Origin of the sequence: Pseudomonas tensinigenes (genome assembly GCF_014268445.2) — a bacterium.
Taxonomy (GTDB): domain Bacteria; phylum Pseudomonadota; class Gammaproteobacteria; order Pseudomonadales; family Pseudomonadaceae; genus Aquipseudomonas; species Aquipseudomonas tensinigenes.
Genome location: NZ_CP077089.1, coordinates 5,906,533 through 5,928,995 on the forward strand (window position 1 = coordinate 5,906,533; position 22,463 = coordinate 5,928,995).

At 58.4% G+C, this 22,463-nt stretch carries 21 protein-coding genes; 7 read left to right on the forward strand and 14 right to left on the reverse strand.

Annotated elements, in window-relative coordinates; genetic code table 11:
- Window positions 1–5: 5 nt before the first annotated feature.
- The 4 genes from lspA to murJ all read right to left on the reverse strand — a co-directional run bounded on the left by lspA (window position 6) and on the right by murJ (window position 5,962).
- Window positions 6–518: a signal peptidase II gene (gene lspA, locus HU718_RS26210; protein ID WP_150730452.1), complete on the reverse strand. Its 513-nt coding sequence runs from the start codon at window positions 516–518 to the stop codon at window positions 6–8.
- Window positions 511–3,342, reverse strand: coding sequence for an isoleucine--tRNA ligase (ileS, locus tag HU718_RS26215; RefSeq protein WP_150730451.1), 2,832 nt, complete (start codon window positions 3,340–3,342; stop codon window positions 511–513). Before ileS ends, lspA begins: the two co-directional genes overlap by 8 nt.
- Window positions 3,343–3,355: 13 nt before the next feature.
- On the reverse strand, window positions 3,356–4,294 hold the full coding sequence (gene ribF, locus HU718_RS26220; protein WP_008078544.1) for a bifunctional riboflavin kinase/FAD synthetase: 939 nt from the start codon (window positions 4,292–4,294) through the stop codon (window positions 3,356–3,358).
- 129 nt (window positions 4,295–4,423) lie between these two features.
- On the reverse strand, window positions 4,424–5,962 hold the full coding sequence (gene murJ / locus HU718_RS26225; protein ID WP_186614013.1) for a murein biosynthesis integral membrane protein MurJ: 1,539 nt from the start codon (window positions 5,960–5,962) through the stop codon (window positions 4,424–4,426).
- A gap of 252 nt (window positions 5,963–6,214) precedes the next feature.
- Here murJ and rpsT point away from each other — a divergent pair, with 252 nt between their 5' ends.
- Complete coding sequence (gene rpsT / locus HU718_RS26230; protein WP_003228351.1) at window positions 6,215–6,487, forward strand: 30S ribosomal protein S20; 273 nt, start codon at window positions 6,215–6,217, stop codon at window positions 6,485–6,487.
- Window positions 6,488–6,670: 183 nt separating this feature from the next.
- Here rpsT and HU718_RS26235 read toward each other — a convergent pair whose 3' ends face one another.
- The 5 genes from HU718_RS26235 to rplU all read right to left on the reverse strand — a co-directional run bounded on the left by HU718_RS26235 (window position 6,671) and on the right by rplU (window position 10,511).
- Window positions 6,671–7,138, reverse strand: a complete 468-nt coding sequence (locus HU718_RS26235; RefSeq protein ID WP_186614015.1) for a CreA family protein — start codon at window positions 7,136–7,138, stop codon at window positions 6,671–6,673.
- 10 nt (window positions 7,139–7,148) lie between these two features.
- Window positions 7,149–8,267, reverse strand: coding sequence for a glutamate 5-kinase (gene proB, locus HU718_RS26240; protein ID WP_042561149.1), 1,119 nt, complete (start codon window positions 8,265–8,267; stop codon window positions 7,149–7,151).
- A gap of 220 nt (window positions 8,268–8,487) precedes the next feature.
- A complete protein-coding gene (gene cgtA, locus HU718_RS26245) occupies window positions 8,488–9,711 on the reverse strand; it encodes an Obg family GTPase CgtA (RefSeq protein ID WP_016986202.1) in 1,224 nt (407 codons plus the stop codon).
- Window positions 9,712–9,904: 193 nt separating this feature from the next.
- Window positions 9,905–10,162, reverse strand: a complete 258-nt coding sequence (gene rpmA / locus HU718_RS26250) for a 50S ribosomal protein L27 (RefSeq protein ID WP_003176049.1) — start codon at window positions 10,160–10,162, stop codon at window positions 9,905–9,907.
- Window positions 10,163–10,196: 34 nt separating this feature from the next.
- Window positions 10,197–10,511, reverse strand: a complete 315-nt coding sequence (gene rplU / locus HU718_RS26255; protein ID WP_003176051.1) for a 50S ribosomal protein L21 — start codon at window positions 10,509–10,511, stop codon at window positions 10,197–10,199.
- A 239-nt stretch (window positions 10,512–10,750) separates the two neighbouring features.
- On the opposite strand from rplU, the gene HU718_RS26260 reads away from it, so the two are divergent.
- The 3 genes from HU718_RS26260 (at window position 10,751) to HU718_RS26270 (ending at window position 12,670) form a co-directional block, all read left to right on the forward strand.
- Window positions 10,751–11,719: a polyprenyl synthetase family protein gene (locus HU718_RS26260; protein ID WP_007909817.1), complete on the forward strand. Its 969-nt coding sequence runs from the start codon at window positions 10,751–10,753 to the stop codon at window positions 11,717–11,719.
- Window positions 11,720–11,865: 146 nt separating this feature from the next.
- Window positions 11,866–12,207, forward strand: coding sequence for a zinc ribbon domain-containing protein YjdM (locus HU718_RS26265; RefSeq protein ID WP_016986200.1), 342 nt, complete (start codon window positions 11,866–11,868; stop codon window positions 12,205–12,207).
- 205 nt (window positions 12,208–12,412) lie between these two features.
- Complete coding sequence (locus tag HU718_RS26270) at window positions 12,413–12,670, forward strand: PA4570 family protein (RefSeq protein WP_034153845.1); 258 nt, start codon at window positions 12,413–12,415, stop codon at window positions 12,668–12,670.
- A 131-nt stretch (window positions 12,671–12,801) separates the two neighbouring features.
- Here the strand turns inward: HU718_RS26270 and bamJ are convergent, their stop codons facing one another.
- The 3 genes from bamJ to HU718_RS26285 all read right to left on the reverse strand — a co-directional run bounded on the left by bamJ (window position 12,802) and on the right by HU718_RS26285 (window position 14,471).
- A complete protein-coding gene (gene bamJ / locus HU718_RS26275; RefSeq protein ID WP_008078561.1) occupies window positions 12,802–13,419 on the reverse strand; it encodes a BamJ family beta-barrel-assembly machinery protein in 618 nt (205 codons plus the stop codon).
- A gap of 122 nt (window positions 13,420–13,541) precedes the next feature.
- Window positions 13,542–13,847, reverse strand: coding sequence for a DUF6482 family protein (locus tag HU718_RS26280; RefSeq protein WP_008078563.1), 306 nt, complete (start codon window positions 13,845–13,847; stop codon window positions 13,542–13,544).
- Between the two features lie 135 nt (window positions 13,848–13,982).
- On the reverse strand, window positions 13,983–14,471 hold the full coding sequence (locus HU718_RS26285) for a TIGR00645 family protein (RefSeq protein WP_007909801.1): 489 nt from the start codon (window positions 14,469–14,471) through the stop codon (window positions 13,983–13,985).
- A 162-nt stretch (window positions 14,472–14,633) separates the two neighbouring features.
- On the opposite strand from HU718_RS26285, the gene HU718_RS26290 reads away from it, so the two are divergent.
- Entirely contained in the window at window positions 14,634–16,463 is a 1,830-nt protein-coding gene (locus HU718_RS26290) for a hypothetical protein (protein WP_186614017.1), read from the forward strand.
- A gap of 51 nt (window positions 16,464–16,514) precedes the next feature.
- Here HU718_RS26290 and HU718_RS26295 read toward each other — a convergent pair whose 3' ends face one another.
- Window positions 16,515–16,832 carry a PA4575 family protein gene (locus HU718_RS26295; RefSeq protein ID WP_095121723.1) on the reverse strand — a complete coding sequence of 106 codons (318 nt, stop codon included), beginning with the start codon at window positions 16,830–16,832 and terminating at the stop codon, window positions 16,515–16,517.
- Between the two features lie 312 nt (window positions 16,833–17,144).
- On the reverse strand, window positions 17,145–19,583 hold the full coding sequence (locus HU718_RS26300) for a Lon protease family protein (protein WP_038361727.1): 2,439 nt from the start codon (window positions 19,581–19,583) through the stop codon (window positions 17,145–17,147).
- A 277-nt stretch (window positions 19,584–19,860) separates the two neighbouring features.
- Between HU718_RS26300 and HU718_RS26305 the strand changes: the two genes are divergently transcribed.
- Both HU718_RS26305 and HU718_RS26310 read left to right on the forward strand, forming a co-directional pair.
- Window positions 19,861–20,349 (forward strand): DUF3015 domain-containing protein, encoded by a 489-nt coding sequence (locus HU718_RS26305; protein WP_007909797.1) that lies wholly within the window; start codon window positions 19,861–19,863, stop codon window positions 20,347–20,349.
- A 94-nt stretch (window positions 20,350–20,443) separates the two neighbouring features.
- Window positions 20,444–22,297: an Lnb N-terminal periplasmic domain-containing protein gene (locus HU718_RS26310; protein ID WP_186614019.1), complete on the forward strand. Its 1,854-nt coding sequence runs from the start codon at window positions 20,444–20,446 to the stop codon at window positions 22,295–22,297.
- Window positions 22,298–22,463: the final 166 nt, after the last annotated feature.

Consider the following 22,463-nt stretch of genomic DNA (forward strand, 5'->3'; position numbering starts at 1 on the left):
CCTGTTCAGTCATGAACGGCTTCTCCGGTCTTTTTACTTTTGAACATATCCAGTGCCAGCATCACCGCACCAACAGTGATGGCGCTGTCGGCGAAGTTGAACGCCGGGAAATGATGGCGGTTCTGCCAGTGCACCAGAATGAAATCGATCACATGGCCCAGGGCAATGCGGTCGTACAGATTGCCCAACGCGCCACCCAGCACCAGTGCCAAAGCGACGGCCAGCCAGGTTTCGTTGCGGCCCAGACGCTTGAGCCAGACCACCAGCACCGCACTGACCACAATCGCGATCAGGGCGAACAGCCAGCGCTGCCAGCCGGAGCTGTCAGCCAGGAAGCTGAAGGCTGCGCCGGTGTTGTAGGCCAAGGTCCAGCTGAAGTAATCAGGGATCACCACAATCTGTTGATACATTTCGAGCTTGCCTTCGAAGTAGAACTTGCTGGCCTGGTCAATGACCAGAACCAGCAAACTCAACCACAGCCAGCTCAACCGTCCGAAACGGCCAACGGCATTAGGCATAGTGACGAACCTCGCCAGCGCCGCTGATGTTGTCGACGCAACGACCGCAGATTTCCGGATGTTCCGGGTTGACGCCAACGTCTTCGCGGCAGTGCCAGCAACGGGCGCACTTCGGGAAGGCCGATTTGACGATCTTCAGCTTCAGGCCGCTGACTTCAGTCACTACCGCATCGGCCGGAGCCTGTACGAACGGCGCAACGCTGGCAGTCGAAGTGATCAGGACAAAGCGCAGTTCGTTGCTCAGCTTGGCCAGATCGGCGCTCAGGGCGTCTTCGGCGTACAGCGTCACTTCGGCTTGCAGGTTGCCACCGACGGCTTTCGCCGCACGCTGGATTTCCATCTCTTTGTTGACCGCTACTTTGACCGCCATTACGCGTTCCCAGTAGTCGCGGCCCAGCTCAACGTCTGCCGGCAGTTCGGTCAGACCTTCGTACCAGGTGTTGAGCATCACCGACTCGTTGCGCTCGCCCGGCAGGTATTCCCACAACTCGTCAGCAGTGAAGGCGAGGATCGGCGCGATCCAGCGCACCAGCGCTTCGGAGATGTGGAACAGCGCGGTTTGCGCCGAACGGCGGGCCTTGCTGTTGGCGCCAGTGGTGTACTGACGGTCCTTGATGATGTCGAGGTAGAAACCACCCAGCTCCTGCACGCAGAAGTTGTGGATCTTCGAGTAGACGTTCCAGAAACGGTATTCGCCGTAGTGCTCTTGCAGCTCGCGTTGCAGCAGCAAGGTGCGGTCGACCGCCCAACGATCCAGCGCGAGCATTTCTTCGGCCGGCAAGATGTCGGTAGCCGGATTGAAACCACTCAGGTTCGAAAGCAGGAAACGCGCGGTGTTACGGATACGACGATAGGCGTCCGCACTGCGTGTCAGGATCTGATCCGATACCGCGATCTCGCCCGAATAATCTGTCGAAGCGACCCATAGACGCATGATGTCAGCGCCCAATGTGTCGTTGATCTTTTTCGGCTCGATCACGTTTTTCAGCGACTTCGACATCTTGCGACCAGACTCATCGACGGTAAAACCGTGAGTCAGCAGTTCGCGGTACGGCGCGTGGTTGTCGATGGCGCAACCGGTCAGCAGCGACGAGTGGAACCAGCCACGGTGCTGGTCGGAACCTTCCAGGTACAGATCGGCACGCGGGCCGCTCTCGTGACCCATCGGGTGCGAACCGCGCAGGACGTGCCAGTGCGTGGTGCCCGAATCGAACCAGACGTCGAGGGTGTCGCTGATCTTGTCGTACAGCGGCGCTTCGTCGCCGAGCAACTCGGCAGCGTCCATCTTGAACCAGGCTTCGATGCCTTCGACTTCAACGCGCTTGGCGACTTCTTCCATCAGCTCTACGGTACGTGGGTGCAGTTCGCCGCTTTCCTTGTTGAGGAAGAACGGGATCGGCACGCCCCAGTTGCGCTGACGCGAGATGCACCAGTCCGGACGGTTGGCGATCATCGAGTGCAGGCGCGCCTGGCCCCAGGCCGGGACGAACTTGGTGTCTTCGATGGCTTTGAGCGAGCGCACCCGCAGGGTGTCGCCGCTGGTTGGCTCTTTGTCCATGCCGATGAACCACTGCGCGGTGGCGCGGTAGATCAGCGGGGTCTTGTGACGCCAGCAGTGCATGTAGCTGTGTTTGATGATGGCGGTGTGCAACAGCGCACCGACTTCGGTCAGCTTGTCGACAATGGCCGGATTGGCCTTCCAGATGAACTGGCCGCCGAAGAATTCCAGCGACGGCACGTACACGCCGTTGCTCTGCACCGGGTTAAGGATGTCGTCGTTGACCATGCCGTACTTCTTGCAGGTCACGAAGTCGTCCACGCCGTAGGCCGGAGCGGAGTGAACCACACCGGTACCAGCGCCCAGTTCGACGTAGTCAGCCAGGTACACCGGCGACAGACGGTCATAGAACGGGTGACGGAAGTTGATCAGTTCCAGTTGTTTACCGGTGGTGGTCGCAATGACCGAGCCTTCAACGCCATAGCGCGCCAGGCAGGCTTCGACCAGCTCTTCAGCCAGCACCAGCAGCTTGTCGCCGACATCTACCAACGCGTAGTTGAATTCCGGGTGAACGTTCAGCGCCTGGTTGGCCGGGATGGTCCACGGGGTGGTGGTCCAGATCACGATCGAGGCAGGTTTGCTCAGCGACGGCAGACCGAACGCAGCAGCCAGTTGGGCTTCGTCAGCGATCGGGAAAGCAACGTCGATGGTCGAGGAGTCCTTGTTCTCGTACTCGACTTCCGCTTCGGCCAAGGCCGAACCGCAGTCGAAGCACCAGTTCACAGGCTTGAGGCCCTTGAACACGAAACCGCCCTTGACGATTTCGGCGAGAGCGCGGATTTCGCCGGCCTCGTTCTTGAAGTCCATGGTCTTGTAAGGGTTGGCCCAGTCGCCCAGCACGCCGAGACGGATGAACTCCGACTTCTGCCCTTCGATCTGCTCGGTGGCGTAGGCACGGCACAGCTCGCGGGTCTTGTCCGCGCCGAGGTTCTTGCCGTGGGTCACTTCAACCTTGTGCTCGATCGGCAGGCCGTGACAGTCCCAACCCGGAACGTACGGCGCGTCGAAGCCCGACAGGGTCTTCGAGCGGATGATCATGTCCTTGAGAATCTTGTTCAGTGCGTGACCGATGTGGATCGTGCCGTTGGCATACGGAGGACCGTCATGCAGAACGAACTTCGGACGATCCTTGCCAATCTCGCGCAACTTTCCGTACAGGCCAATACTGTCCCAGCGCTGCAGGATCTGCGGTTCGCGCTGTGGCAGGCCGGCCTTCATTGGGAAGGCGGTGTCCGGAAGGTTTAGCGTGGCTTTATAGTCGGTCATTTAAGGCTCTTCATTAGCGATGGGCGCTAGGTGCGGCTAGTGCACGGGCGGTGGCGACATCCGCATTGATCGCCGTTTTCAATGCCTCCAGAGAGGCGAAGCGCTGCTCTTCACGCAGCTTTTGGTGGAAAACCACCGTCAAACGCCGGTCATACAGATCGCCGGCAAAATCTAGAAGATGGACTTCAAGGTGGGCCTTGCCATCACCTTGTACCGTGGGCCGTACGCCGATATTGGCGACGCCGGGCCAGGTCTTGCCGTCGATATCGACATCCACCAGATACACCCCGGTAAACGGCACGCGACGACGCTTGAGTTGAATGTTGGCAGTGGGCGTACCCAGTTGCCGGGCCAGTTTCTGGCCATGCAGCACGCGACCGGCTATCCGGTACGGGCGGCCGAGCAAACGTTCGGCCAAGGCAAAATCGGCGGCGGCCAAGGCGTTACGCACCTGCGTGCTACTGACGCGAATGCCGTCCAGCTCGACGGTTTGCGCGGCTTCAACGGTAAAACCGTGCATCTGCCCGGCCTGCAGCAGGAAATCGAAATCGCCGAGGCGGTCGCAACCGAAGCGGAAGTCGTCACCGACCTCCAGATGCTGCACGCCGAGGCCATCAACGAGGATGGTATCGACGAACTCACTGGCGCTGAGTTTGCTCAGACGCTGGTTGAACGCCAGGCACAACACCCGGTCAACGCCTTCGGCGGCCAGCAATTGCAGCTTGTCGCGCAAGCGGGCCAGACGCGCCGGCGCAGTCTCGGGGGCAAAGAATTCCCGCGGCTGCGGCTCGAAAATCACCACGCAGCTGGGTACGCCCAACTCGAGCGCACGCTCACGCAGCCGGGCCAGGATAGCCTGGTGACCACGGTGAACACCGTCAAAGTTGCCAATAGTGGCGACGCAGCCCCGATGCTGGGGGCGCAAGTTGTGGAGGCCTCGAACCAGCTGCATAACGCGCTTCTTGCTCATAAAGTGGTCGATTATAACCACACCCGACGGCCGACGACAGGCAACACCGTAACGCAAAGTGAACGAGCCGACAAAACTGCCTGCCCGCGCCTGTTTATAAAGGGTAAAACCTTAACTCAAGGCCTTGCGATTGAAGTCGCGCAGGCGGAAACCAAGCAGCAGCAACATACCGAAATACGTCACTACGCCGGCAGCCACCAAAGCGCCCAGACGCAGGAAGCGCTCAAGCATGTGACCTTGATCCCACGCCGGCATGAAATGCATGCCAAGCAGCAGCACTGCCGACATCACCGCCACCGCGATCACCAGTTTGAAACCGAACTTGGCCCAACCCGGCTGCGGCTGATACATCTGCTGTTTGCGCAGTTGATAGAACAGCAATCCGGCGTTGAGACAGGCACCGGCACTGATCGCCAGTGCCAGCCCCGCGTGCGCCAACGGGCCAATCAGCACCAGGTTGAACAGCTGAGTGACCACCAGGGTAAAGATTGCGATTTTTACCGGTGTACGGATGTTCTGTTGCGCATAAAAGCCCGGCGCCAACACTTTGATCACGATAATCCCGAGCAGACCGACAGAGTAAGCAATCAATGCGCGCTGGGTCATTTCGGCGTCGAAGCCACTGAACTGACCGTACTGGAATAACGAAACAGTCAGCGGCTCGGCGAGAATCCCCAGCGCCAGCGCACAGGGCAGCACCAGCACAAAGCACAGGCGCAGGCCCCAATCGAGAATCCGCGAGTATTCGTGGCGATCCTTGCTGGCATAGGTTTTCGCCAATGTCGGCAGCAGAATCGTCCCCAATGCCACGCCAAGCACGCCGGATGGCAACTCCATCAAGCGGTCGGCGTAATACATCCACGACACCGAGCCTGCGACCAGAAACGAGGCGAAGATGGTGTTGATGATCAGCGAGATCTGGCTGACCGAGACACCGAGAATCGCCGGCAGCATCTGCTTCATTACGCGCCAGACGCCGCTATCACGCAGATTCAAGCGCGGCAGCACCAGCATGCCGATCTTTTTCAGGTGCGGCAGTTGATAGAGCAACTGCGCCAGGCCGCCGACCAATACCGCCCAGCCCAGCGCCATCACCGGTGGATCGAAGTACGGTGTGAGGAACAGCGAAAACACGATCATGCTGACGTTGAGCAGAGTCGGCACGAAGGCCGGCACCGAGAAACGGTTCCAGGTATTGAGAATCGCACCCGCCAGTGAGGACAGGGAGATCAGCAATATATAGGGGAAGGTCACCCGCAACAGATCGGAGGTGAGCTGGAATTTTTCCGGCGTATCGGTAAAGCCCGGAGCCGTTGCCCAGATCACCCAGGGCGCAGCGATCATGCCCAGCGCCGTCACTACCGCCAATACCAGTGTCAGCAAACCCGACACATAGGCAATAAAGGTTCGGGTCGCCTCTTCACCCTGCTGGCTTTTGTATTCAGCGAGAATCGGCACGAATGCCTGAGAGAACGCCCCTTCAGCGAAGATACGCCGCAACAGATTGGGCAGTTTGAAGGCAATAAAGAAGGCGTCCGTCGCCATCCCGGCGCCGAATGTACGAGCAATCAGCGTGTCACGAACAAAGCCCAGAATCCGGGAAAGCATCGTGATAGAGCTGACGGCGGCCAACGATTTGAGCAGATTCATTGAGGGAATTTGTGCCTGTCGATAAACAGCAGGCGAACAAAGCGCCTACTTGTGCGATACTCCGCGCCGCAGCAGCACAGAGCCAAAGCTCGCGAGTTTACAGGTCAAGCGCCGGAAATAAATATCCCGCCTCTTTATACCTACCACTTAGCGGAACGTTTCAAGTGCCCTTGACAAGACTTCAACTCATCGGCATGATTCGCGGCCTATTTTGTTTGCTATTTCCTAAAAAGTCTTTCGAGGAGCTCGACGGTGGCCAACTCACCTTCCGCCAAAAAACGTGCAAAACAGGCTGAGAAGCGTCGCAGCCACAACGCCAGCCTGCGTTCCATGGTTCGCACCTACATCAAGAATGTAGTTAAAGCCATCGACGCAAAAGACGCTGAAAAAGCTCAAGCTGCATACGTTCTGGCTGTGCCAGTTATCGACCGTATGGCCGATAAAGGCATCATCCACAAGAACAAGGCTGCTCGTCATAAGAGCCGTCTGAATGGCCACGTCAAAGCGCTGAAAGAAGCTGCTTAATCGACGTAGTCATTAAAAAAACCGACCTTAGGGTCGGTTTTTTTATGCCTGAAATTTGGTGAATCCAGCGCAAAAAAATGTAGGAGTGAGCCTGCTCGCGATGGAGTTGTATCAGTCGATGCATATATTGACTGATACAACGCCATCGCGAGCAGGCTCACTCCTACAGCTGGATTTGCGGTGTTATTGCTGGACGGGCACCCACGGCAGGATCGGGATAGCGGTCACGGCATTCTGCGGACTGCCTTCGATCAAGCGATCGCTGTAGACCAGGTACACCAGCGTATTACGCTTCTTGTCGAGGAAACGCACCACCTGCATAGTCTTGAACACCAGCGAAGTGCGCTCCTTGAACACCTCGTCGCCATCCTTCAGATCACCCTTGAACTTGATCGGACCCACCTGACGACAGGCGATCGACGCTTCGGCGCGATCTTCAGCCAGACCCAAACCGCCTTTTACGCCGCCGGTCTTGGCGCGCGACAGGTAGCAAGTCACACCCTCGACTTTCGGATCATCGAAAGCCTCGACCACAATACGGTCGTTAGGGCCGACAAACTTGAACACCGTCGACACTTGACCGATTTCCTCGGCCGAGACCAGCAATGGCATCGCCATCAGCAAGCCCAACAATCCTTTTGCTAAACGCATCGAGTTTTCCTTAAACCAGAATCAGGTTGTCACGGTGAACCAATTCAGGCTCCGCCATGTAACCGAGCAAACCGACAATCGCATCCGACGACTGACCGATGATTTTTTGTGCTTCCAGCGCACTGTAGTTGGCCAGGCCACGGGCAATCTCACGACCATCGGGCGCCACGCAGACGACCATCTCGCCGCGACGGAAACTGCCCTGCACCAGCTTCACACCCACCGGCAGCAGGCTTTTGTTGCCCTGCGACAGCGCTGACACCGCACCATCGTCCAGCACCAGCGTGCCGCGAGTTTGCAGATGCCCGGCCAGCCACTGCTTGCGCGCCGCAAGCATGCCGCGCTCAGGCGACAGCAACGTGCCGATACGCTCACCCGCCTTCAGACGATCCAGCACGCGCTCAAGACGCCCACCAACGATAATAGTGTGCGCACCGGAACGCGCAGCCAGTCGCGCCGCTCGCAACTTGGTCTGCATACCGCCACGCCCCAGCGCACCACCCGTGCCACCCGCCACCGCATCGAGGCTCGGATCATCGGCGCGCGCTTCGTAAATCAGCTGCGCCTCGGGATTGTTGCGCGGATCAGCGTCGAACATGCCATCGCGATCAGTGAGGATCACCAGCAGATCCGCCTCGACCAGGTTAGCCACCAGCGCCGCCAGCGTGTCGTTGTCGCCGAAACGGATTTCGTCGGTGACCACGGTGTCGTTTTCGTTGATGACCGGGATGACTTTCAGCTCGACCAGTGCGCGCAAGGTGCTGCGGGCATTCAGGTAGCGCTTGCGGTCGGACAGGTCGTCGTGCGTCAGCAGAATCTGTGCAGTGTGCCGGCCATGCTCAGCGAAGCTCGACTCCCACGCCTGCACCAAGCCCATCTGACCAATCGCAGCGGCCGCCTGAAGCTCGTGCATCGCACTGGGTCGTGCGGTCCAGCCCAAACGACTCATGCCGGCCGCCACCGCCCCGGAGGACACCAGCACCAACTCGACGCCAGCCTCATGCAAGGCCACCATCTGCTCGACCCAGACACTCATTGCCGCGCGATCCAGCCCCTTGCCATCAGCTGTCAGCAAAGCGCTGCCGATCTTCACGACCCAACGCTGCGCACCTGTCACCTTGCTCCGCATCATCTTCAACCTTAGCTTGAGGGCAACGCGACCCAGCGCCGCCCATGACGTTATTTGTGACTTGCGATTTCCAGATACTAAAACGCCGCTCGATTGAGCGGCGCCTTAGAAAAACGGCTTGCAGCGATGATAACACCGCCCCGAGATGAAGGCTCAGCAGACACCAGCGATCTTCTAAAGGTCAAAAGATCGCAGCCTGCGGCAGCTCCTACCCAACGAATCAGTCACGCACGTAAATGATTTCCGGACCGTCTTCGTCATCCACATCTTCTTCGTCCCAATCATCGTCGCCGATGTCATGGACCGACTTCACGCCGCTGCGACGCAGGGCACGCTTGTCATCCAGCGCCTGCAGTTGCGCACGGGCTTCGTCTTCGATGCGCTGATCGAGATCGGCCAACTCTTCCTTGTAAGCCGGGTCATTGGCCAGGCGATCGGCGCGGTCTTCCATATAACGCATGATGTCGTGGCACAGACGCTCGGTACCGATCTTGGCGATCGCCGAGATCACGTAAACCGGACCAGTCCACTCAAGGCGATCAACGATTTCCTTGACGCGCTCATCGTGTTCTTCTTCAAGGATCTGGTCGCACTTGTTCAGCACCAGCCAGCGATCACGCTCTGCCAGAGACGGGCTGAACTTGATCAGCTCGTTGACGATCACTTCAGCCGCATCCGGTGCACTACTGTCATCCAGCGGCGCCATGTCGACGAGGTGCAGCAACAGACGCGTGCGCGCCAAGTGCTTGAGGAAGCGAATGCCCAGACCAGCACCGTCGGAAGCGCCTTCGATCAGACCCGGAATGTCGGCAATGACGAAGCTCTTCCAGCGATCGACACTGACCACACCGAGGTTCGGCACCAGCGTGGTGAACGGGTAATCGGCAACTTTCGGCTTGGCGGCCGATACCGAACGGATAAAGGTACTTTTACCGGCGTTCGGCAAGCCCAGCAGGCCAACGTCAGCCAGTACTTTCATTTCCAGTTTCAGGTCGCGCTGCTCACCCGGCTTACCCGGTGTGGTTTGACGCGGCGCACGGTTGGTACTGGATTTGAAACGGGTGTTGCCCAGACCGTGCCATCCGCCCTGCACTACCATCAGTTTCTGGCCAGCCTTGGTCAGGTCGCCGATGACTTCCTGGGTAGCGGAGTCGATCACCGTGGTGCCAACCGGCACGCGCAGGATCAGGTCTTCGCCTTTTTTACCGGTGCAGTCGGTGCTGCCGCCGTTGGAGCCACGCTCGGCATCGAAGTGCCGGGTGTAACGGTAGTCGACCAGGGTGTTGAGGTTTTCGTCGGCCATCATGTAGATGGAACCGCCGTCACCGCCATCACCGCCGTTCGGGCCACCGTTTTCGATGAATTTTTCCCGACGGAAACTCATGGCGCCATTGCCGCCGTCACCAGCCTTTACGCGAATCGATACTTCATCAACAAACTTCATAACCAACGCCTCTCGCCATACGGACGAGCCGAAAAACAATCAAGACATAAGACTCTTGCAAAAATGAGCGCAGCGACCCCAAAACACGACATGTATCGCACGCCGACAGCCCATACAAACAGTTTTGCAAGAGACTCACCCCACAAACGAAAAAGCCCCGTCGCGAGACAGGGCTTTTCCAGCGATCGCGCAATTAAGCTGCGACAACGCTCACGTAACGGCGGTTGAACGCGCCTTTTACTTCAAACTTGATCACGCCTTCGATTTTCGCGAAGAGGGTGTGATCCTTACCCATGCCAACGCCGTAGCCAGCGTGGAATTGGGTGCCGCGCTGACGCACGATGATGTTGCCCGGAATGATTTTCTGGCCGCCATACATCTTAACGCCAAGGCGTTTGGCTTCTGAGTCGCGACCGTTACGGGTACTACCACCAGCTTTTTTGTGTGCCATGAGTCAATTCTCCTAGTGAGGAATTAGGCTGAAATTAAGCCTGAATACCGGTGATTTTGATCTCGGTGTACCACTGGCGGTGGCCCATACGCTTCATGTGGTGCTTACGGCGACGGAACTTGATGATGCGGACTTTATCGTGACGACCTTGGGAAATCACTTCAGCCACAACGGTAGCGCCAGCAACAACTGGAGCGCCGATATTCACGTCGTCGCCATTGGCAACCAACAGAACGCGATCAAAGGTAACGGATTCGCCGGTGGCGATTTCCAGTTTTTCGATCTTCAGGTATTCACCTGGGGCGACTTTGTACTGCTTGCCGCCAGTAACGATTACTGCATAAGACATGGTATTTCTCCGATAATCCTGCTCACCCAGCTCTTTATAAGAAGAGGTATTGGCTGGCATGGCTGCATTAGGCTGGAAGGCCTGTTGCAATTGCGTAAGGCAGGTGCTGCCCAGGAAGTTCAGGGTGCGCGATTGTACGCAAGCTGCGAGAGTCACGCAAGAGGCCGTCCATCGCGCCTTGACAGGTCCGGATGGGGGTCCTAGCATGCCGCGCAACCCTTCTGGAGCGACTCTCGCTGATGCAACCCCAAGCTTTCTACCGCGCGGTGGCGGACGATTTTAGCGCCGTCGACGGCATCATCAAGAAGCAGCTGACTTCCCGAGTACCGCTGGTATCGAAAATCGGCGATTACATCACCTCGGCCGGCGGCAAACGTCTGCGTCCTTTATTAGTGTTGCTGTGTGGCAAGGCCCTGGGTCGCGAAGGCGACGACATGCGTCTTTTGGCCGCCACCATCGAATTCCTGCACACCGCCACCCTGCTGCATGACGACGTGGTCGACATGTCCGGCATGCGCCGTGGCCGCTCGACCGCCAACGCCATGTGGGGCAACGCCCCGAGCGTGCTGGTCGGCGACTTCCTGTACTCGCGCTCGTTCGAAATGATGGTCGAACTGGGCTCGATGCCAGTGATGAAGATCCTCTCCCAGGCCACGCGCATCATCGCCGAAGGCGAAGTGCTGCAACTGTCCAAGGTGCGCGACGCCAGCACCACCGAAGAAACCTACATGGAAGTCATCCGCGGCAAGACCGCGATGCTCTTTGAAGCTTCGACCCACAGCGCGGCTGCATTGGCCGGCGCTACCGCCGAGCAGAGCGAAGCCCTGCGTACCTTCGGTGATCACCTGGGCGTCGCGTTTCAACTGGTCGACGACCTGCTCGACTATAAGGGTGACGCGGAAACCCTGGGCAAGAACGTCGGTGACGATCTGGCCGAAGGCAAACCGACTCTGCCGCTGATCTACACCATGCGCGAAGGCACGCCGGAACAGGCTGCACTGGTACGTCAGGCGATCCAGAAAGGCGGGATCGAAGACCTGGAAAGCATCCGTATTGCCGTGGAAGCGTCCGGTTCGCTGGAGTACACCGCGCAACTGGCCCGTGATTACGTGGCCCGTGCGATCAAGTGCCTTGAGGCACTGCCGGCCAGTGAATATCGGGATGCGCTGGTTGAACTGAGTGAGTTTGCGGTCGCCCGTACGCACTGATATCGCTGAAGCAAGATCAAACGATCGCAGCCTTCGGCAGCTCCTACAGGGGCTGTCGGGGCTGCGATTTTTGCTTTTGACTGCCTGAAAAGCTAAAACCCTATACAATGTGCGACTTTTAGCGATCCACATACCAAGGAGCCTTAGTGAGCACGTTGCCACCCTGCCCGAAATGCAATTCCGAATACACCTACGAAGACGGTACCCAACTGGTGTGCCCGGAGTGCGCCCACGAGTGGTCCGCCAGTGGCGAAGCCGAAGTGGCGTCCGATGATGCCGTGAAGAAAGATTCGGTCGGCAACGTCCTGCAGGACGGCGACACCATCACCGTGATCAAGGATCTGAAGGTCAAGGGCACCTCGCTGGTGGTCAAGGTCGGCACCAAGGTCAAGAACATCCGTCTGTGCGATGGCGACCACGACATCGACTGCAAGATCGACGGTATCGGCCCGATGAAGCTCAAATCCGAGTTCGTCAGAAAAGTCTGATTCGGTTGTGATCCATCCCGCGCCAGGCGTGGGATGGAGCTTCGCCCTCCCCGCTCCGCCCCAGCAAAACCAAGCAATAGCCAAACGCCAGCCGTTTTGACCTTACGCAATCTTTACCCGGAAAATTTCAGAATTCGCCAATAGACGCTTGCTATTTGATGAATAAGAATTATTCTCATTGAAACCTTTCAAGGAGATGAGAACCATGACTTATTTGATCGACGCCTGGCTGGACCGCCCACATCCTTACCTCAGAATCCTCCATCGGGAAACCGGTGAAGTCTGTGCGGTACTTGAAGAAGAAGCCCTGCATGAGCTGCAGGATCAAGGGGATCTGGACGTCAGCAGCCTCAATTCCAGCGAGCCGCTGGTGCTCAAGGAACTGGTGCGCAATCTGTTCCTGTTCTGCTATGCCCGGGCCTTGCGCCCGACCAGTGAGCTGCATCACAAGATAGAACTATGAAACGCTTTAAAACTGTAGGAGTGAGCCTGCTCGCGATAGCGGTATATCAGGCAACAGATTCGCTGCCTGAAAGGGCGCCATCGCGAGCAGGCTCACTCCCACATTAGCCCGCCATCAAGGCAGGCCCGGTCTTACAGAACGTCCAGCAGCTCGACGTCGAATACCAGAACGCTGTGCGGCGGGATGCTGCCAACGCCTTGAGCGCCGTAAGCCAGTTCGCTCGGCACGTACAGACGCCATTTGCTGCCGGCATTCATCAATTGCAGGGCTTCGGTCCAGCCAGCGATCACGCCGCCAACCGGGAATTCTGCAGGCTGGCCACGCTCGTAGGAGCTGTCAAACACGGTGCCGTCGATCAGTGTGCCGTGGTAGTGAGTACGTACTTGATCTTCACGGGTCGGCTTGGCGCCTTCGCCCTGAGTCAGCACTTCGAATTGCAGGCCGGAAGCCAGGGTGGTGATGCCGTCACGCTTGGCGTTTTCAGCCAGGAATGCCAGGCCTTCGCCTGCAGCGGCTTCAGCTTTGGCAGCGGCTTCGGCTTGCATGATCTCGCGGATCACTTTGAAGCTGGCGGACATTTCTTCCTGACCCACACGGCTTTCCTTACCGGCGAACGCGTCGGTCAGGCCTGCCAGGATCGCGTCCAGGCTAACGCCCGGTGGCGGGTTGTCGCGCAGCTGGTCACCCAGCTGACGGCCGATGCCGTAGCTGACGCGGGTTTCGTCGGTGGACAGATTTACTTCGGACATGACACTGCTCCGCTGTGCGGACGGCCACAAGACTTGCCGTGCGTGCACAGCGCGTCCCGGCGCGCCCGGAACCAAAAGGGCGAGCAGACTAGCACAGATGTTCCGGCGATGGCGCGCAACGCCTACAGGGCAGAACGCCAGGCCAGCGGCACCTTCAGGCTTTCCTCGCCACTGGCACCCAGGCCACACATTTCATCGTGCACCGAGGTGTGTACAAGGTTGAAGGGCAACACCGGAAAGGCATGCAGCAAATCCCGCGCATGCTCAACCGAGCGTAGCGTCAGCATATTGCCTTTGAGATCACTCAACGGATACGCCGCCCCATGCATCCGTGCTTCGAGCAGATAAATCCCGCCTTCCATGGAGATCAGGTTCAACTCATCAACCTTCCTGGCGATGGCAAACGCATTCAACTCTTGCAGGTTCATGAACGCACCTCACAACGTGGCGAGTCAGGACCTCTACAGGGATATGCCCGCGCGCCTCAAAGCACAAGCCACAAACGAAACCGCCCGTCTGTTTCGCAACAGACGGGCGGTGTTTTTGCAGCGATCAACGGTTGATCAGTGCTTGGTGACCTTGTCCAGGTAACCCATGGCGAACGCCGAAACGACGAAGGTCATGTGGATGATCACGTACCACATCAAGTGCTCGGGATCGACGTTCTTGGCGTCCATGAAGATGCGCAGCAAGTGGATCGAGGAGATCGCTACGATCGAAGCGGCGACTTTCATCTTCAACGACGAAGAGTCCATGGTGCCGAGCCAGCTGAGCTTTTCCTTGCCTTCATCAATGTTCAATTCAGAGACGAAGTTCTCGTAGCCGGAAATCATCACCATCACCAGCAGGCCGCCGACCAGCGCCATATCGATCAGCGACAGCAGCACCAGAATCAGTTCTGACTCGGCCATCGAGAAAACGTTGGGCAGGATGTGGAAAACTTCCTGGAAAAATTTCAGTGCCAGCGCCAGCAGTCCGAGGGACAGCCCGATATAGATCGGCGCCAGCAGCCAGCGCGAGGCGTACATTGCATTTTCGATAAAGCGTTCCATTGAATCTCACACATGGGGGGCTGGAAATGGCGGCGAGTATAACAGCCCCCTATGACAGCCAGAAACCGCCGAAAAATCCGCCACCTGCGTGTGTGGGTGATTTTTTTTCTGCTAGTGTCCAAACCATTGACAGCCCAGTGACTGTAGACAGGACGCGTGGAAATGGATGTGCGATTACCAATAAAGACCGCCCTAATATGCCTTGCTGTGTTGCTCTGCGGCTGCTCGCCCGGCGACGAGAAGCACGCCGCCAGCCTTGAAGAAAAGACCGCAAAGTTCGAACAGGCGCTGGACACCATCACCGATTCGAAACTCAAGGGCGCCATCACCGAACTCGGCGGCTCACTGCTGCTGCTCGAACGGGCGCAACTCAAACTCAGCGACAATCCACCGCGCACCGAATACGGCGAAGACGCCCTCGCCGTGCTCAAGCACTACCCTGCCCCGCAGACCCTGGTCGATACCTTTATCAATGGCCTGTTCGTGCTGCACAAGGATGCCAGCTCCGATTACCTCACCGATCTGCAACCAGTGTTCCCGTTCAACCTGAACATTCCCGGCGGCTTCCTGTTCCCCCATGGCGTGGAGTGGCAGTCGGTGACGTTGAGCAACAAACGTGTGATTGCTTATCAGCCGGAATGGTCGGAAACCGATCCGGGCATTCAGCTCAGCCCCTCCAGTTCCAACGTAACCAACCCCGATGACCTGACCGTGACTTACCCGTTCATCGACGGACTGGATGTGGACAAGAAGTCCCTGCCGCAACCGGTCAGCCTGCAAGGCCAGATCGAAGTCATCGCACCGCGTCGCCTGTACAGCTTCGACCTGACGCAAAAGGACGTCGGCCAGACCCGCAGCAATGACAATCTCAGCGTCAAACTGCTGAAGCTTGAACAGAACTACGCAGAAGTCGAATTCAGCAATAACTTGCCGCTGGCAGCGGAAGTCGCAGAGGCCCAGCTCAATCCGCTGATCGTCCAGGCCCGGGATAAAACCGGTCAGCATCTGGTACGTGCCGGCTCGATCAACGAGAGTCCGGAGCAAGTGGCCTTCTACCAGAAACAACTGGCGTACCTGCAACAGCAGAAGAGCTGGAGCGATACGCTGGAAAAACAGCTCACCCAGGAACAGCAGGATTTCGAGCAGAAACACCCGCGTCGCTACAACAAGGTCTATTTCAATGGCCCGATCGAAACCCTGGAAGTCAGCGTGCTGGATTTTTCCTCGGCGACCGTGACCCGCAAACCGCTGGACCTGCCGATTCGCACGTTCAATCAGCACACCACGGAGAAAACCATCCAGCCGCTGGATCCGTCGGTGACAGTTTACGACGATCTGGCGGCCAACTGGCTCAAGGGGGCGAGCCTGACCGAAGAACAATTGAAGGCTGGCATTCGCATCCATCAATCCGTGGAAGAACCGAGTGCCGCGCGCATCGAGTTCTCCCATCGCCGCACGTTCAATGATGAATTGCTGGGCGATGACTTCAGTCCGGGTGTCAGCCCCGTCACGTTTTTCACCGAAAAGCGCAGCGGCAAGCTCGATGAGCCGATCGAACTGCCGCCCGAGGCGTACCAGGTCGACCCGCTGCGCGCGACAATCACTTACGACCTGAACCTGTTCCCGGAAACCCCGGCGATTGCCGTTGGCTCAATGCCGTTGTTTCTCGCCACGGTCGCCAAACAGGCATACGACGCCAAATCCTTGCCCAAAGGCCTGGAGATCAAGAACAACCAATTGGTGGTGGATCTGAAACTGTTCCCGCCCAACGAGTGGCGCTTCTTCGTCAAAGACGACAGTGGCAACTACCTCAAGCAGATCCTCTCGGTCAGCCACGATGCGAGCGCAGAAGGCCCGGCGTTGTTTGGCGTGCATTACTTTTATGGCCGCCCGACCCACGTGGAAACCTATCAGCGAACTGACCTTACCACCGTGCAATACGGCTTTGAGGTCAAACTCGACAAGGCGCAGGTGCCTGAGACTGCGCCTTGAAGAGCCAGATCAAAAGATCGCAGCCCGCGACAGCTCCTACAGGCGTAGAGCCTAATTCAGACTGCGGCCACGGCCACCGTTGATCTGCCGCAGTTGAGCTTGCAGGTGCAGGCTCCAGATCTGCGGATCGTCGGCCAGTTCGTAGCCATGCAAGGTCAGGCTTTCAACGATCGTGTCGAGTATCGATTCGGCGGCGACCGGCCCATGAAACGGGCCCTGGGCTTTAATGGCGGAAGGTTGTTCACCGGCCATGCCGGCGGCGAAGAGCAGCGTCCACATGCCGTTATCGCCAGCCAACGGCTTAATGGCGCATTCGATTCGGGTCACCAGACCCAGGCACTGACGGGTGAGACAGAGGTTGCGCGACATGGCGGCGACCCTCGGTGAAGCCGGTATTCAGCCCCCACGGGGGGACTGGCTCGATCCAGTGATACTGTCGATATCCTTGAGCTGAGAATAGAAGAAAAGTCCGCTGCGCAAGCAAGATAGAACCAGAAGGCGCCGAATGGTCATTGTGTGAATATTGGCGTCAGAGTTGTGGCGATTTTTCGATTAATTCACACCAAACAAATGTGGGAGCGAGCCTGCTCGCGAATGCGGAATGTCAGGCAACTTATTCGTCGTCTGATACAGCGCTTTCGCGAGCAGGCTCGCTCCCACAGTTTTTGACCGCGTTTAGGCTCAGGCCGGTTTGGCTTCGGCCAAAGCCTCCTGCGCCAATTCCTTCTCGGCTTCCTTGAGGTCTTCTTCGCTGATCATCTCGGCGATGTCGCGCAGACGCTCGACCACCCGTGCGTTGATGCTGCCTTCCGGGAATTCGCCATCGGCATTCGGTTCACCCGCCGGTTCGCCCACCAGCAGGCTCAATGCCTCGTCGGCCTGACGCACCGCGTACACGTGGAACTGCCCGGCACGCACCGCCGCCAGTACTTTCTCATCGAGCATCAGCGTGGCGACGTTGGCCTGCGGAATGATCGCGCCCTGCTCGCCGGTCAAGCCGCGTGCTTCGCAGAGGCGGAAGAAGCCTTCGATCTTCTCGTTGACCCCACCCACCGCCTGCACTTCACCGAACTGGTTGATCGAACCGGTGATCGCGAAGCACTGCTTGAGCGGGGTTTTCGACAGCGCCGAAATCAGCGTGCACGCCTCGCCCAACGACGCACTGTCGCCATCGACGTAACCGTACGACTGCTCCAAAGCGATGCTCGCGGAAATCGCCAGCGGGAATTCCTGGGCGTAACGGCTGCCCAGATACCCGGTGAGGATCATCACGCCTTTGGAGTGAATCGGCTGCCCAAGGTTGACCTCACGCTCGATGTCGACGATGCCGCTGCCGCCCGGGTACACCGTGGCGGAAATACGCGCCGGCACACCAAACGCCGAGTCGCCGACTTCGAGCACGGTCAGCCCGTTGCACTTGCCGACTGCCGCACCATCGGTGTCGATGAGGATGATCCCGGCGAGCATGTCGTCGAGAATCCGCGCCGACACACGCCCGGTGCGCGTGGCTTTGGCTTTAAGCGCTCGTTCGATATGCCCGGCATCGGTCATTTCATCGCCGGCCAGATGACGAATGAAATCCGCCTCGCTGACCAACTGGAACAGATCGCCAATGCGCGCCGACAAACGCCCTTGGTGTTCGGCCAGACGTGCGCTGTAAGTCGCCAGACGCGCCACCGCATCGGCAGTCAGCGGTGCCATGCCTTCTTCCGACGTGCGGGTTTTCAACAGCTGGGCGAATTGCTCCAGACTCTCGTCGACCATCGGGATGTCTTCGTCGAAATCAACGAGAACGCGAAACATCTCCTGGAAGTCCGGATCGAGGTCTTGGAGCGTGTAGTACAGCGATCGCGCACCGATGATGATGACCTTGACCTGCAACGGAATGTGCTGCGGGTTGAGCGTCACAGTGGCGAAACGGCCCATCTCGCCCAGCGGCGATTCCATTTTCAGCTTGCGCGATTGCAGGGCGCGTTTCAGCGCATCCCATACGAACGGCTCGCTGAGCATTTTTTCCGCTTCAAGAATCAGGAAACCGCCGTTGGCGCGGTGCAAGGCACCCGGACGCAACTGGCGATAGGTGGTGTAAAGCGCGCCCTGATCGGTGGTGTATTCGATGCGGCCGAAGAGGTTTTCGTAAGTCGGGTGCGGTTCGAACACCACCGGCGCACCGCCACTCACCGGATGGCCGACCACCAGGCTTGGCGCGTATTGCTCTTCCAGCAGCTTGCGCGCAACAGCGTCGGTCTTGCTGTCGTCGACCAGTTGCTCGACCACGGTTTTCAGGAGGTAAACCTGCATCGCTTGCAGGTAACCGCAGACCGCCGCGTTCTCGGCGTACTTCTCCGACAGCGGCGACAACAATGGCTGCAAGGCCAAGGTGATGGTTTCTTCGTTGAGCGCACGCAGTTGATTGTTCGACTCACGCTTCCATTGCGGCAGGCTGGCGAGTTCTTCGTTCAGGCGCTCTTCGAGGCCGGAAATATCATCGTGGAAACGCTCACGATCGGCTTCCGGCAACTGAGCGAATTCCGCTTCATCCAGCGCTTTACCGTCGAGCATCGGCGTGAAGGCAATATTGCTGGCGTCGCGGTACAGAGCGACGTCTTTTTCCAGGGCCAGACGCTCGATGATGTCGAGGGCCTTGTCGTAGCGCTGGTTGAACGCGCGGTCGATGGCGCTTTTCTTCTGCTGATAGGACGGGTGCTCGAACACCGCTGGAAACGTCGCCAGCAGGTTGTCGATCAAACCGTTGATGTCACCGATGAATGCGCCGGCCGTGCCCGATGGCAGTTCCAGGGCACGTGGTTCGCGTGGCTCATCGAAATTATTGACATAGACCCAATCCGCCGGGGTCTGCAGGCGCTTGCCTTCGGCCTTCAGGTAGCGTTTGACGAACGAGAAACGGCCGGTGCCGGGCTCGCCCATGACGAATACGTTGTAACCGGGGCGTGGCATCGCCACACCGAACTGCAAGGCTTCGACCGCGCGTTCCTGGCCGAGCACACCGCGAAAGGGCTCCAGATCATTGGTGGTAGTGAAGCTGAACTGTTCAGCGGAAAACGGACGGGTCAGCGCTTCGGGCGCGAGACGCAAGCTGGCAGCAACAGGATCAGGCATCGGGCTTCCTTAACAATCAGGCGGGGCAGATAGCGGCATTCTGGCGCTGCCCGTGCCCCACTGGCAAGGCGCGCCACACTACAAAGCATAGACAACCGCCCGCCCCTGCCCCGGCACCCATGAAATCGGGGTTATCGCCAAATCTTTTGTAAAAACTCACGGAACCCCAGGAACGTGCCTAAACTCCAAACTGCGCGGCTGGAACTAATACTGGCCCACTGGCACCGCCAGGTGTCAGAACCCTGTCCATTGGTATGCACACAAAGAGAAAAAAGCTATGAAACGGATTCTTCTCGGTACTCTCTTCACCGCTGTATCCATCAACGCAATGGCGCAAGCTCCAGGCGGCCCGGATTGCGGTTGGGGCAACATGCTGTTCGAAGGTCAGCGTGGCACCCCGGCGCACTTCCTCGCTTCCACCACCAACGGCACTTCCGGTAACGCCACCTTCGGGATGACGTCCGGCACCAACGGCTGCTCGACCAACGCTTCGCTGACCTACGGCGGCAAATCCTGGTTTGCCATGAATGGCATGATGAACGAGCTGTCCGAAGACATGGCTAAAGGCAACGGCGAAGCGCTGACGACTTATGCCGTGGTACTGGGCGTGGCGCCGGAAGACCGTGCGCACTTCGCTGCTGTGACTCACGAGCACTTCCAGCAAATCTTCAGCAAGGCTGACGTGACCGCTGAAGACGTGCATACCAACACCCTGGCCGTACTGAAATCGGATCCTCGTCTGGCCAAGTACGCAACTCAGGCTTAAGCTCGACCCCACCCGCTTCCTTCGGGAAGCGGGTTTTGTTTTTTCGGCCCGCCCTCCTTGGGTCTTTATTTCTTTCCTGTTCAAGTTGCCGACTATGCTCAAACGCCTTGCCTGGCTGGCGCTCTGTGTCTGCGCCCCGCTGTCCGCCGCGCCAACCATCGATCCTCAACGTTTGCAGCAACTGGCCAACGACCGCTTCTGGATTTCCCTCGGTCATTACGAAACCGCCAAGCTTGGCGGCTGGCGCAGCTATGTCAGCGACAAGAAGTTCTTTCTGGCGCCCGATGGCAATGAACATCCCGATCATGAACTGGCGGCCACCGTGCAAGCGCTGTACGCCCCGGCCAGTCTTGGCGAGCAACATGCGCAATGCGTTTATCCGGCGCGCACTCGCTGGCTGAAAGCGCAACTCAATCTCAGCGATCTGCCGACACCGGCATGCGCCGAATACAAGAAGTGGTTCAAGGATGTTTCGCCGCACAGCGCGGTGATGATCTTCCCGGCGGCGTATTTGAACAGTCCGTCATCGATGTTCGGCCACACCCTGCTGCGTATCGATCAGGCCGATGTGCAGGCCGACAAGACCTCGCTGCTCAGTTACGCGATCAACTTCGGCGCCTACATCGAAGGTTCGGACAACAGCATTCTGTATGCCTGGAAAGGTTTGATGGGCGGCTATCCGGGACTGTTCGCCCTGGTGCCGTATCAGGAAAAACTCTCCGAATACCGCAGCCTGGAAAACCGTGATCTGTGGGAATACCGGCTCAACCTGACGCAAGAAGAAACCGCGCGCATGGTCGAGCATGTGTGGGAGCTGAAGCAGATCCAGTTCGACTATTTCTTCTTCGACGAAAACTGTTCGTATCGGCTGCTTGAGTTGCTGCAGGTGGCACGGCCGAGCCTGCGCCTGACCGAACAATTCCCGTTGACCGCGATACCCACGGACACCGTTAAAGCGGTTAAAGAAGCCGGGCTGGTGGAAAGCATCGAATATCGTCCGTCCCGCGAGCGCGAACTGCTCAGCCGCGCCGAGCCATTGAACAGTGACGAACAGCAATGGGTGCTGAACGTCAGCGCCGATCAACAACAGTTGCAGGATCCGGCTTTCAAAGCCCTGCCCCGTGACCGTCAAGCGTTGATCATCGACGCTGCATATCGTCTTGAACGCTACCGCGCCAACGGCCAGGAGCGTGACCCGCAACGGGCGCAGCGCAGTTTCGAACTGCTGCGGGCGATCAACAAGAACCCCGCGCCTGAGTTGGACATCCCGCAGCCAGGCTTGCCGGAAGACGGCCACGAATCGCGTACCTGGCAGGCCGGTCTCGGCACCCGTGGTGATCGTGCATTCGGTGAGTACGGCTTGCGCATGGCCTATCACGATCTCAATGACAACGCCGAAAGCTTCCCGCTCGGCGCACAAATCGAGATCCTGCAGATGAAGTTGCGTCAGTACGAAGGCAATCACTGGCAGTTCCAGCAATTGGATCTGGCGACGATTCGCTCGCTGACACCGCGCAATGAGCTGCTGCAGCCACTGTCGTGGCAAGTCACTGGCGGTCTTGAGCGCGTACCGGGCAAGCATGATGACGAAACGCTGGTCAGCCACGTCAATGGCGGTGGTGGCGGCACCTGGGCCTTGGGTGATGACGTGCTGGGTTTTGCCCTCGGCACCGTGCGCGTTGAGCACAACAACGATTTTTCCGAGTTTGTATCCCCGGCCGGCGGTTTCAATACCGGCGTGTTGTGGAAAAACCCGTTGGGCAATCTCAGTCTGGAGGCTAAAGGCGATTACTTCTTCAATGGCGAAGTGCGCCGCAGTCTGAGTCTCAATCAGCAGTGGGAATTGTCGCGCAACCTAGGATTGCGGCTGAGTGCGCAGCGTGAGTTCAGCCATCTCGCCACGCCGGAAACCGAAGTCATGCTTGAAGTGAAGTGGTATCACTACTGATCTGAAGCCCGACAAATTCCCGCTGTGGGAGCGAGCCTGCTCGCGAAAGCGGTGGGTCAGTCAGCATCTTTGTTGAATGACCGATTGCATTCGCGAGCAGGCTCGCTCCCACATTTGGTCTTGTGGTGTTAATGGATTTTTCACGGGGCTTCGACAGCCGTGTCAT

Coding starts and splice junctions, on each gene's coding strand:
- HU718_RS26290 (WP_186614017.1), top strand. CDS start 14,634: ATGGATGTGCGATTACCAATAAAGACCGCCCTAATATGCCTTGCTGTG.
- murJ (WP_186614013.1), bottom strand. CDS start 5,962: ATGAATCTGCTCAAATCGTTGGCCGCCGTCAGCTCTATCACGATGCTT.
- bamJ (WP_008078561.1), bottom strand. CDS start 13,419: ATGTCCGAAGTAAATCTGTCCACCGACGAAACCCGCGTCAGCTACGGC.
- proB (WP_042561149.1), bottom strand. CDS start 8,267: ATGCGGAGCAAGGTGACAGGTGCGCAGCGTTGGGTCGTGAAGATCGGC.
- HU718_RS26295 (WP_095121723.1), bottom strand. CDS start 16,832: ATGTCGCGCAACCTCTGTCTCACCCGTCAGTGCCTGGGTCTGGTGACC.
- HU718_RS26280 (WP_008078563.1), bottom strand. CDS start 13,847: ATGAACCTGCAAGAGTTGAATGCGTTTGCCATCGCCAGGAAGGTTGAT.
- ribF (WP_008078544.1), bottom strand. CDS start 4,294: ATGCAGCTGGTTCGAGGCCTCCACAACTTGCGCCCCCAGCATCGGGGC.
- cgtA (WP_016986202.1), bottom strand. CDS start 9,711: ATGAAGTTTGTTGATGAAGTATCGATTCGCGTAAAGGCTGGTGACGGC.
- HU718_RS26270 (WP_034153845.1), top strand. CDS start 12,413: ATGACTTATTTGATCGACGCCTGGCTGGACCGCCCACATCCTTACCTC.
- ileS (WP_150730451.1), bottom strand. CDS start 3,342: ATGACCGACTATAAAGCCACGCTAAACCTTCCGGACACCGCCTTCCCA.
- HU718_RS26310 (WP_186614019.1), top strand. CDS start 20,444: ATGCTCAAACGCCTTGCCTGGCTGGCGCTCTGTGTCTGCGCCCCGCTG.
- HU718_RS26235 (WP_186614015.1), bottom strand. CDS start 7,138: ATGCGTTTAGCAAAAGGATTGTTGGGCTTGCTGATGGCGATGCCATTG.
- HU718_RS26300 (WP_038361727.1), bottom strand. CDS start 19,583: ATGCCTGATCCTGTTGCTGCCAGCTTGCGTCTCGCGCCCGAAGCGCTG.
- lspA (WP_150730452.1), bottom strand. CDS start 518: ATGCCTAATGCCGTTGGCCGTTTCGGACGGTTGAGCTGGCTGTGGTTG.
- rpmA (WP_003176049.1), bottom strand. CDS start 10,162: ATGGCACACAAAAAAGCTGGTGGTAGTACCCGTAACGGTCGCGACTCA.
- HU718_RS26260 (WP_007909817.1), top strand. CDS start 10,751: ATGCAACCCCAAGCTTTCTACCGCGCGGTGGCGGACGATTTTAGCGCC.
- HU718_RS26305 (WP_007909797.1), top strand. CDS start 19,861: ATGAAACGGATTCTTCTCGGTACTCTCTTCACCGCTGTATCCATCAAC.
- rplU (WP_003176051.1), bottom strand. CDS start 10,511: ATGTCTTATGCAGTAATCGTTACTGGCGGCAAGCAGTACAAAGTCGCC.
- HU718_RS26285 (WP_007909801.1), bottom strand. CDS start 14,471: ATGGAACGCTTTATCGAAAATGCAATGTACGCCTCGCGCTGGCTGCTG.